Annotated in this window: 8 protein-coding genes; 6 read left to right on the forward strand and 2 right to left on the reverse strand. The window is 62.9% G+C overall.

The features are described 5' to 3' along the window. Positions 1–175 precede the first annotated feature (175 nt). Both QRM57_RS14150 and QRM57_RS14155 read right to left on the reverse strand, forming a co-directional pair. On the reverse strand, positions 176–1,309 hold the full coding sequence (locus tag QRM57_RS14150) for a PQQ-dependent sugar dehydrogenase (RefSeq protein ID WP_284987084.1): 1,134 nt from the start codon (positions 1,307–1,309) through the stop codon (positions 176–178). 15 nt (positions 1,310–1,324) lie between these two features. Then, positions 1,325–2,269 carry a sunset domain-containing protein gene (locus QRM57_RS14155; RefSeq protein ID WP_284987085.1) on the reverse strand — a complete coding sequence of 315 codons (945 nt, stop codon included), beginning with the start codon at positions 2,267–2,269 and terminating at the stop codon, positions 1,325–1,327. A 177-nt stretch (positions 2,270–2,446) separates the two neighbouring features. On the opposite strand from QRM57_RS14155, the gene QRM57_RS14160 reads away from it, so the two are divergent. The 6 genes from QRM57_RS14160 (at position 2,447) to serA (ending at position 10,890) form a co-directional block, all read left to right on the forward strand. Next, entirely contained in the window at positions 2,447–3,397 is a 951-nt protein-coding gene (locus QRM57_RS14160) for a LysR family transcriptional regulator (protein WP_284987086.1), read from the forward strand. Positions 3,398–3,485: 88 nt separating this feature from the next. Beyond that, positions 3,486–5,207 (forward strand): dihydroxy-acid dehydratase, encoded by a 1,722-nt coding sequence (ilvD, locus tag QRM57_RS14165; RefSeq protein WP_235521542.1) that lies wholly within the window; start codon positions 3,486–3,488, stop codon positions 5,205–5,207. A gap of 287 nt (positions 5,208–5,494) precedes the next feature. Then, complete coding sequence (locus QRM57_RS14170; RefSeq protein ID WP_284987087.1) at positions 5,495–7,399, forward strand: acetolactate synthase large subunit; 1,905 nt, start codon at positions 5,495–5,497, stop codon at positions 7,397–7,399. 2 nt (positions 7,400–7,401) lie between these two features. Further along, a complete protein-coding gene (gene ilvN / locus QRM57_RS14175; RefSeq protein WP_021470923.1) occupies positions 7,402–7,914 on the forward strand; it encodes an acetolactate synthase small subunit in 513 nt (170 codons plus the stop codon). 65 nt (positions 7,915–7,979) lie between these two features. Continuing rightward, entirely contained in the window at positions 7,980–9,005 is a 1,026-nt protein-coding gene (ilvC, locus tag QRM57_RS14180) for a ketol-acid reductoisomerase (RefSeq protein ID WP_235521540.1), read from the forward strand. Positions 9,006–9,294: 289 nt separating this feature from the next. Continuing rightward, positions 9,295–10,890: a phosphoglycerate dehydrogenase gene (gene serA / locus QRM57_RS14185; RefSeq protein ID WP_211711613.1), complete on the forward strand. Its 1,596-nt coding sequence runs from the start codon at positions 9,295–9,297 to the stop codon at positions 10,888–10,890. Positions 10,891–11,096: the final 206 nt, after the last annotated feature.

An 11,096-nucleotide genomic window follows, 5' to 3' on the forward strand; every position in this document is an offset into this window, starting at 1 on the left:
ACCCGGAACCCATTGATTAAGAGTCAATTGCTCTGCCAGTTGAGCTAGAGGTGCATCTGTTGTCTTCGATCGCACTGGGCTTTGTTTTCCCCGGCGATCTCCGCAACGACAAGTAACTCTACACGATTTGCCCGTCGGTGTGAAATCGAGGACCACCTGGAGGTTTGCCCCGGGGTCAAGGCCTCAAAATCAGCGCAAAATCGGGGTTCTTGTTGTTGCTGATGACCCACAAGGTCCCATCCGGAGCGCCGGCGACGTCCCTCAAGCGCCCGTATTCTCCTGTGAAATAGGCCACAGGCGCGCCCGTCGCTTCGCCTTCGAGGGGAATGGCCCATAACCGCTGCCCGCGGAGTGCGCCCGTGTAGGCGACGTCGTCCAGTATCTCCAACCCGCTGGGTGAGGCATCCGATGTTGACGGCCAGACCACCTTGGCGTCGATGAAGCCTTTCCGTCCTGGTGCTCCGGTTACTGTTGGCCACCCGTAGTTGCCGCCAGGGGTAATCAGGTTTAGCTCGTCGTCTACATCGGGCCCAAACTCGCTGGCCCAGAGCCGCCCTCCGCTGTCCCACGCCAGGCCCTGGACGTTTCTGTGTCCGTAGCTGTAGACGGGGTTGTCATCGCCGAAGGGGTTTCCGCGTGCCGGCCGGCCATCCGGTGTCAGGCGAAGGATCTTTCCCCCGAGGGTGCTGGGATCCTGTGGCTGGTCACGCCGCTGGGAGTCACCGGTGCCAACGTACAGGAGCCCGTCCGGGCCGAACCGGATGCGGCCACCGTTGTGTGTGGACGCCTTGGGGATTCCGGAGAAAATCACCTCTGTTTCGCCCAGAGCCAAGCTGCCGTCCGCATCGCCCTTGAGCCGGACCCGCACAATCCGGTTGTCGCTGGTGGCTGTCAGGTAGGCGTACAGCCAGTGATCGGATGCGAACGTGGGGGACAGCGCGAGCCCCAGGAGTCCGCCCTCCCCGCCAGGGACCACGCCCGGTAATTGGCCAACGGTGGCTGCCTTGCCTTGACGGATGCTCTTGATCATGCCTGAATCGCGTTCGGAGACCAGCGCTGTGCCGCCCGGCAGGAAGATGACCGACCACGGCAGCTGCAATCCGACGTCGAGCTTTTGCTCCACCCGGAGGCCCTTGGGAGCTTCGTGCGACACCGGGCCGCCGCTGCCACCGGGAGTCGCAGCTGAACCGGGCGACGACGGGTTGCCGGTGCAGGCGGTCAGGACAAGGACCGTGGCGATGGCACACGCCAGTCCCGCCCGCCCGCCTGCTGGTGGACGGTCCTGTCCTGCCCGCTGCCGCCGGAACAAGGCAGGGCGCGCCCGCTAATGCCGGCTTCGCCGGGGAGGCCGGAAGCCTGCAGCTTCCGCATGCGCCGCGGATTCGAACCAGACATCCGCGGCAACGTCTTCGTAGCCAGCCGTATCTTCATCGTGATAGGTCATGGCAGAAGCACTCGCCTTCACCGGGTAGCCGTCGCCCGGCGAGCTCGAGGATCCCGTCCCGTAAGGATGCTCAACTGCCAGGTGCCCTGAAGGAACCGCTTCTTCCGCCGCTGCACTTTCGGCGCCCGGCAGGGTGGGGGAGTGGGAGTCCGTGTACTCGTGGTGATGCACGGGCGCCCCGCTCTCATCCGTCCACGATGATTCCCACTCGGCATTGTCGGCTTCTTTGTCGGCGTGGCTGCCGCCGGCCACGGAAGGATCGACTGCCGGGTCCGTATTCACCGCCGCGTCTGTATCAACTACGGCGTCCCTATCCACCTGAACGTCCGTATCCACCACCGGTTCGATGTCCACCCTGGGTTCGATGTCCACCTTGGGTTCGCTCACCGTGGGCTCATCCACAACAGGCGCGGCAACAACCGGCTCCTCCACCGTGAGGCCGGGAGTCTGGTCCTGCTGGATGTCCGACGAACCGGCGGAGGACGAATCCTCGACGACCACAGCTTCCTCGGCCACCTCAGGTTCCGCCATGACGTCATGTTCCGCCACGACGTCAGGTTCCTCGGCCGTAGGTTCCTCGCGGGTAGGCCCGCTGCCCTCGGCAGCTGTGGTGCCCAGGTTCGTTACGCCTGCCAAACCTGCCACGCCCGCGGCTGCTGCTGCGGTATCGGGGATGGCCCCCCGGTTTCCCGGCTCCATGGCCGCTGGGGCTGTTGTTGCCCCGGTCCGGGTGGGGGTTGAATCCGGCGCCTTGTTGCGGCTCATGAGCCACCAAATAATCGCGACGACCAAAACAATGACAATGACCCAAATTAACCAATCCATGGCGGATGCCCTTCTGCTCACAGGGGTGCAGCTCGTGGTATTTCCGACGTTACGTGTCCGCCTTTGGGCTGTCCAGCGTTTGACCTGCTGGTTTACCCAAATTTGTCAGTCTCCTTAGTGATTATGGCCTTTATGTTCACGGTCTCCGAATTCCCGCAGGTCGCCTAGTCTGGCTGCATGGACTTCAAAAGGCTGCAGATTTTGCGTGAATTGGCGGACCGGCAAAGTGTTGGCGCCACAGCGGACGCCATGAATGTCACGGCTTCGGCGGTCTCGCAGCAGTTGAAGACATTGCAGGCCGAAATCGGGGTTGTCCTGGTGGAGAAAGTCGGACGCGGTGTGCAACTGACCGAAGCGGGGCAAGCCATGGCCGCCGCTGCCGCTGATATAGCCACGGCCATGGCAAGGGCGGAGTCCACCGTGGACAGTTACAGGAAGGGCTGGCAGGCACGGGTGTCCGTTGCCTTCTTCCCCAGTGCCGCCGAGATGCTGCTGCCTGGCGTGCTTCACCGTGTGGCAGCGGTGGAAGGGCTGGCCTTCGATGCCCACTTCGAGGACCCCGGGACGGCCCATTTCGCCCCCTTGGTAGCTGACTACGATATTGTGCTTGCCCACAGCGTGGATGGGCCGGACGTGTTCGCCCGGAGCGGGCTCACCGTAGTGCCGCTCCTGGAAGAGGCCCTGGACGTGGCCATGCCTGCCGGGCATCCCTTGGCTGCCCGCAACGAGCTGCGCCCGGACGATGTCATCGATTTTCCCTGGATAGGCGTGCCCGAAGGGTTTCCCTTCGATACGGTCCTTCGCCAGATCGAGCTGCATGCGGGGCGACCTGCCCAAAGGGGCCAACGCTATCCCGACCTCCGGGTCTTGGAGGCGTTGGTGGGCGCAGGCCACGGAATCTGCCTGCTGCCGCGGTACACGGCCAGGGCGAGCGCCCGTAAGGGCCTGGTGCTCCGCCCGCTCGCGGATGTTAAGGCGAGCAGGAGCATTGTGGCGTTGGCGCGCCAGGAAGTTGCTGCCCGCACCACCATCAGGGGCGTCCTCGACATGCTCGAAAGTGAAGCGGCCGCTCTTGCCAGGGAACTCGACGGGTCCGCTCCCGTCGCCCGGGGAGCGGGCGGGGCCTGACGGCGGACGTCCGCAACAATTGGATGGTGGCGCTTAACCCGGGAGCGAACGGCGTGCTCCGGCACCGGGTGCACATAGACTTTGCTCCATGAGTGACACCACCCACAATGCGACAGACAGCACTCCGGACATCAAGCCCCGTAGCCGGGTCGTCACCGACGGCATCCACGCGGCGCCCGCCCGCGGCATGTTCCGCGCGGTCGGCATGGGCGACGACGACTTCGCCAAACCGCAAATTGGTGTCGCCAGTTCCTGGAACGAGATCACGCCCTGCAACCTCTCGCTGAACCGCCTGGCGCAGGGAGCCAAGGAAGGCGTCCACGCAGGTGGCGGATTCCCCATGCAGTTCGGCACCATCTCCGTTTCCGACGGCATTTCGATGGGGCATGAAGGCATGCACTTCTCCCTCGTCTCCCGCGAAGTCATTGCCGACTCCGTGGAGACCGTTATGCAGGCCGAGCGCATTGACGGCTCCGTGCTGCTGGCCGGCTGCGACAAATCCCTTCCGGGAATGCTCATGGCTGCCGCCCGCCTGGACCTCGCCTCGGTCTTCCTTTACGCCGGGTCCATTATGCCGGGCTGGGTGAAGCTGGAGGACGGCTCCGAAAAGGAAGTCACCCTCATTGATGCTTTCGAAGCGGTGGGTGCCTGCGCGGCCGGCAAGATGAGCATGGAAGACCTCACCCGCATCGAAAAGGCCATCTGTCCCGGCGAGGGTGCGTGTGGCGGCATGTACACAGCCAACACCATGGCTTGCATCGGCGAAGCCCTCGGCATGTCACTCCCGGGTTCCGCAGCGCCGCCCTCGGCAGACCGCCGTCGTGACGACTTTGCCCGGAAATCCGGCGAGGCTGTCGTCAACCTGTTGCGCCTGGGCATTACCGCCCGCGACATCATGACCAAGAAGGCCTTCGAAAATGCGATTGCGGTGACCATGGCCTTTGGCGGTTCCACCAACGCGGTGTTGCACCTGCTGGCCATTGCCCGCGAGGCCGAGGTCGAGCTGACACTGGACGATTTCAACCGCATCGGCGACAAAATCCCGCACCTGGGTGACCTCAAGCCATTCGGCCGCTACGTGATGACCGATGTGGACAAGATCGGTGGCGTGCCGGTCATCATGAAGGCACTGCTCGACGCCGGGCTGCTGCACGGTGACTGCCTCACGGTCACGGGCAAGACGCTGGCCGAAAACCTCGCCTCGATCAACCCCCCGGACCTCGACGGCAAGATCCTCCGCGCCCTGGACAACCCGATACACAAGACCGGTGGCATCACCATCCTCCACGGTTCGATGGCCCCGGAAGGTGCCGTCGTGAAAAGCGCAGGCTTCGACGCGGATGTCTTTGAAGGCACGGCCCGCGTGTTCGAGCGCGAACAGGGTGCCTTGAATGCCTTGGACAACGGCGAAATCAACAAGGGCGACGTTGTGGTCATCCGTTACGAGGGTCCCAAGGGCGGTCCGGGCATGCGCGAGATGCTGGCCATTACGGGAGCCATCAAGGGCGCCGGCCTGGGCAAGGATGTCCTGCTGCTCACCGATGGCCGCTTCTCGGGCGGTACCACCGGCCTGTGCATCGGCCATGTCGCACCGGAAGCGGTCGACGGCGGTCCCATCGCCTTTGTCAGGGACGGGGACAGGATCCGGGTCGATATCGCGGCCCGTTCCTTCGACCTTTTGGTCGACGAAGCCGAGCTCGAAGCCCGCAAGGTCGGCTGGGAGCCCATGCCGGCCAAGTTCACCAAGGGTGTCCTCGCCAAGTACGCCAAGCTGGTCCACAGTGCCTCCACTGGGGCTTACTGCGGCTGAATCCTGCCGGGGGCTCCGATTGTTTTGAGACAGTCGGAGTCCGGCAGGCGGACATCGCTGTCCAAATAGTGAGATACGATAGTCGTCAATTGACACGTATCTCCCTAAGAGGGAACACTGAACGCATGATCACATTCGTTACCGTCGGCGTCGTCGTCCTTACCAAGCGCGTGGCTTAGCCCGACTGGTAACGAACCGTCACGCGCAAACCCCTCGAAGAGCCGGAAGGCTGAGGGGTTTTTTTATTCCCAAGTCCCACCAATGAAGATCCACTAAGGAAGAGTCCGATGAGCAAAGGATCGCCGATCAGCCCCTCGCTGATGGCTGCAAAGTCCGCTGGAGCCCACAAAGCTCCGGAAAAGGTCGACCGCACGGCTGAGGCCGTCGTCGTCGACGCTGCTGCACCTCTCTCTCCTGTACTTGGGCCGAACAACGTTGTACCCCCAACGGTGATGACCGGCTCGCAAGCAATTGTCCGTTCGCTCGAAGAACTCGGCGTGGATGATATTTTCGGTTTGCCCGGTGGCGCGATCCTGCCCACCTATGACCCCTTGATGGCCTCCAGCATGAACCACATCCTGGTCCGTCACGAACAGGGAGCCGGCCACGCCGCGCAAGGCTACGCCATGGTTACCGGACGGGTTGGCGTTTGCATCGCCACCTCAGGCCCGGGCGCCACCAACCTCGTTACCGCCATCATGGATGCCCACATGGACTCCGTGCCGATGGTGGCCATCACCGGCCAGGTCTCCAGTGGAGTCATCGGCACCGATGCCTTCCAGGAAGCGGACATCGTGGGCATCACGATGCCCATCACCAAACACTCGTTCCTGGTCACCGACCCCAACGACATTCCCCATGTCATGGCCGAGGCGTTCCACCTCGCTTCCACGGGCCGTCCCGGCCCTGTGCTGGTGGACATCGCCAAGGACGCCCAAGTTGGCCAGATGACGTTCTCCTGGCCGCCGAAGGTGGACCTGCCGGGCTACCGTCCGGTGGTCCGCGGACACAACAAGCAGGTTCGCGAAGCTGCCAAGCTGATCGCCGCAGCACGCAAGCCTGTCCTCTACGTCGGTGGTGGAGTCGTTAAGGGCCACGCCTCGGCGGAGCTCATGGAGCTCGCCCTGGCAACTGGCGCTCCTGTCGTCACCACCCTCATGGCACGCGGTGCATTCCCGGACTCGCACCCGCAGCACGTGGGCATGCCCGGCATGCACGGATCCGTGTCCGCTGTTACCGCGCTCCAGCAGGCCGATCTGCTGATCACGCTCGGTGCCAGGTTTGATGACCGGGTGACCGGCGTGCTGAAGACGTTCGCGCCGTTCGCAAAGGTCATCCACGCCGACATCGACCCTGCGGAAATCTCCAAGAACCGCACCGCCGATGTGCCGATTGTGGGATCGGTCAAGGAAATCATTCCGGAACTGACCGAGGCCGTGAAGACGCAGTTCGAGCTGAGCGGAACCCCCGACCTGGATTCCTGGTGGGCTTTCCTGGGCAACCTCCGGGACACTTACCCGCTGGGCTGGACCGAGCCCGAGGACGGCCTGACTGCACCCCAGCGCGTGATTAAGCGCATCGGCGAGCTCACGGGTCCGGAAGGAATCTACGTTGCCGGCGTTGGCCAGCACCAGATGTGGGCGGCACAGTTCATCAAGTATGAGCGCCCCCACGCGTGGCTGAACTCCGGCGGTGCAGGAACCATGGGATACTCGGTTCCGGCTGCCATGGGCGCAAAGGTTGGTGAGCCGGACCGCGTGGTCTGGGCCATCGACGGCGACGGCTGCTTCCAGATGACCAATCAGGAGCTGGCCACCTGCGCCATCAACAACATCCCGATCAAGGTCGCCATTATCAACAACTCCTCGCTGGGCATGGTCCGCCAATGGCAGACACTGTTCTACGAAGGCCGCTACTCAAACACGGACCTGAACACAGGCCACGACACCATCCGGATTCCGGACTTCGTCAAGCTGGCTGACGCCTACGGCTGCGCAGCCCTGCGCTGCGAGCGTGACGAGGACATCGACGCCACCATCCAGAAGGCCCTCGAAATCAATGACCGCCCAGTGGTGATCGATTTCGTCGTCAGCCCCAACTCGATGGTCTGGCCCATGGTGCCCTCGGGGGTCAGCAATGACCAGATCCAGGTTGCCCGCAACATGACCCCCGAATGGGAAGAGGAGGACTAGGCATGACCCGCCACACACTGTCGGTTCTGGTAGAAGACAAGCCCGGCGTGCTGACCCGCGTGGCCAGCCTGTTCGCCCGGCGCGCATTCAACATCAATTCCCTTGCTGTGGGACCCACCGAGGTTCCCGGCATGTCCCGCATGACTGTCGTCGTCGACGCCGACGGCGACCTGATCGAGCAGGTCACCAAGCAGCTCAACAAGTTGGTCAACGTGATCAAGATTGTGGAGCTCACTTCTGAATCTTCCGTACAACGCGACCACATCCTGGTTAAGGTACGTGCGGATGCCGCGACACGTCTGCAGGTTACCCAGGCTGCAGACCTGTTCCGTGCCGCCGTCGTCGACGTGTCCACAGACTCGTTGGTGATTGAGGCAACCGGTACCCCCGAGAAGCTCGCAGCGCTGCTTTCAGTGCTGGAGCCGTTCGGCATCCGTGAAATAGTGCAGTCCGGCACCTTGGCCGTTGGACGGGGATCCCGCTCCATGAGTGACAGGGCGCTCCGCTCCGCGTGAGCACGCGCCCAGTACCGCAGCACCACCATCAATATCTAAGAAACCACTCAAGAGGAGTTACGCAAGTGACTGAAATGTTCTACGACGACGACGCAGACCTGTCGATCATCCAGGGCCGCAAGGTAGCCATCGTCGGCTACGGTTCCCAGGGCCACGCCCACGCCCTCAACCTGCGCGATTCCGGCGTCGAGGTAGTCATCGCACTCAAGGACGGCTCAAAGTCGGCCGCCAAGGCAGAAGACGCAGGCTTCACGGTCAAGAACGTTGCCGACGCCGCCGAATGGGCAGACGTCATCATGATCCTGGCTCCGGACCAGCACCAGCGGTCGATCTTCAACGACTCCATCAAGGACAAGCTGACCGAAGGCAAGGCGCTTGCCTTCGCACACGGTTTCAACATCCGCTTTGGCTACATTGAGGCTCCTGCCGGCGTCGACGTCATCCTGATCGCCCCGAAGGCTCCGGGCCACACCGTCCGTCGTGAATTCGAAGCCGGCCGCGGTATTCCGGACATCATCGCTGTTGAGCAGGACGCTTCCGGTGCCGCTTGGGACCTGGCCAAGTCCTACGCCAAGGCCATCGGCGGCACCCGCGCCGGCGTCATCAAGACCACCTTCACCGAAGAAACCGAAACCGATCTGTTCGGTGAGCAGTCCGTTCTTTGCGGTGGTGTTTCCCAGCTCGTCCAGTACGGCTTCGAAACCCTGACCGAAGCCGGCTACCAGCCGCAGATCGCCTACTTCGAGGTACTTCACGAGCTCAAGCTCATCGTGGACCTCATGTGGGAAGGTGGCATCGCCAAGCAGCGCTGGAGCGTTTCCGATACCGCTGAGTACGGCGACTACGTCTCCGGCCCCCGCGTCATCACCCCCGAGGTGAAGGAAAACATGAAGGCTGTCCTCGCGGACATCCAGAGCGGTGCTTTCGCCAAGCGCTTTATCGACGACCAGGACAACGGCGGCGTCGAGTTCAAGGAGTTGCGTGCCAAGGCAGAGCAGCACCCGATCGAGGAAGTTGGACGTGAACTGCGTTCGCTCTTCTCCTGGCAGCAGCAGGACGCCGACTACGTCGAGGGTTCCGCAGCCCGCTGATTTCCGGTTGATTGGACCCTACGGCCCAAGAACTGCAGCAGACGCCCGTCCGGCCTACACAACCGGGCGGGCGTCGTTGTTTCCCCACACTTTTCCCTTCCGGTTACTCAGCAAGCTTGGCTGTGAACTTCTTCACAGCAACGGTCCGGCCGGTCGTAACATCCCTCCCCGGCACCGGAAACAGAGCCCGGATTCGATATTCTGGGCTGGTCCCGGTGCCGTGCCCGGGCCACGCATCCGCTCCTTGTCCAGTTCTGTCCCAAAGTTGTCCAAAGTAAGGTGCCACCCCGTGTCAGCCAGCAAACCCGTCGTCCTCCTCGCCGAGGAACTTTCGCCCGCCACCGTCGAGGCATTGGGCCCGGACTTTGAAATCCGCCAGACCGACGGCGCCGACCGTTCCCAGCTGCTGTCCGCAATCGCCGACGTCGACGCCATCCTGGTTCGCTCGGCCACCCAGGTGGATGCCGAAGCGATCGCCGCTGCCAAGAACCTCAAGATCATCGCCCGTGCCGGCGTCGGACTGGATAACGTGGACATCAAGTCCGCAACACAGGCCGGCGTCATGGTGGTTAATGCCCCGACGTCGAACATCGTCTCGGCCGCTGAGCTTACTGTGGGCCACATCCTCAGCCTGGCCCGCCACATTCCGCAGGCCAGCGCGGCGTTGAAGAACGGCGAGTGGAAGCGTTCCAAGTACACCGGGATCGAACTCTTCGAAAAGAAGATCGGCATCATTGGCCTCGGACGTATTGGTGCCTTGGTCGCGGCACGTCTTCAGGGCTTCGAGACCGAGATCCTCGCGTACGACCCCTACATCACCTCGGCGCGCGCAGCCCAGCTCGGCGTCAAGCTGGTCACCCTCGATGAACTTTTGGAAAACTCCGACTTCATCACCATCCACATGCCCAAGACGCCGGAGACGGTGGGGATGCTGGGAGCGGATGCGTTTGCGAAGATGAAGGAATCGGCGTACGTCATCAACGTTGCCCGCGGTGGACTGGTGGATGAGGAAGCCCTCTACACCGCACTGAAGGAAGGCCAGATCGCTGGTGCCGGCGTGGACGTCTTCGTCAAGGAGCCGAGCACCGACCTGCCGTTCTTCGAGCTCGACAACGTGGTGGTTACTCCGCACCTTGGAGCATCAACGGATGAGGCACAGGAAAAGGCAGGCGTTTCCGTGGCCAAGTCGGTGCGCCTTGCCTTGGCCGGCGAGCTCGTGCCGGACGCCGTCAACGTCGCCGGGGGAGTCATTGCACCGGACGTCCGTCCAGGCATCCCGCTGATCGAAAAGCTGGGGCGCATTTTCACCGCCCTGACCCATGCTTCCCTCACGCAGATCGATGTTGAGGTGGCAGGCGAGATCGCTGCGCTTGACGTCAAGGTCCTTGAACTCGCTGCCCTGAAGGGCGTTTTTGCTGATGTGGTCACCGAGCAGGTTTCCTACGTCAACGCCCCTGTCATCGCCGAGCAGCGCGGCATCAACACCCGCCTTATCACCACACCGGACGCTGAGGACTACCGCAATGTCCTGACGATCCGCGGAGCTCTCAGCGATGGTTCGCAGATCTCTGTTGCCGGAACTCTGACGGGCCCCAAGCAGGTGGAGAAGCTCGTGGGCGTCAACGGATACGACGTTGAAATTCCCATCAGCGAACACCTGGTGGTCGTGGCGTACGCAGACCGCCCGGGCGTTATCGGCACCATTGGCCACATCCTGGGCATGAATAACATCAACATCGGCGGCATGCAGGTTGCACGCCAGACCGAGGGCGGGCAGGTCCTTGCCCTCCTGACCATCGACAGCTCCGTTCCGCAGCAGGTCCTGGAAGCCATCAAGGCCGGGATCGGTGCAGACATGGTCCGGGAAGTGGACCTGGAGGACTAGGACTGATCCGTATCAGCTGATGTTCGCGTGCCTGCGACACACCCTAAGGCACGCAGGAGTGGCCGGTCTGCTTACAATGGCTGGGTCCGGGATTCGGACCCGGCAGCAGGCCGGCCACAAACTTTTTGCACATACAGCCCGGTATTTCCCGCGTTTTTCGCAAAATGCCGGACCATGTGTGCGCGCCCGCAATCAAGGTCTCAGGG

Origin of the sequence: Arthrobacter sp. fls2-241-R2A-172 (assembly GCF_030208885.1) — a bacterium.
Taxonomy (GTDB): domain Bacteria; phylum Actinomycetota; class Actinomycetes; order Actinomycetales; family Micrococcaceae; genus Arthrobacter.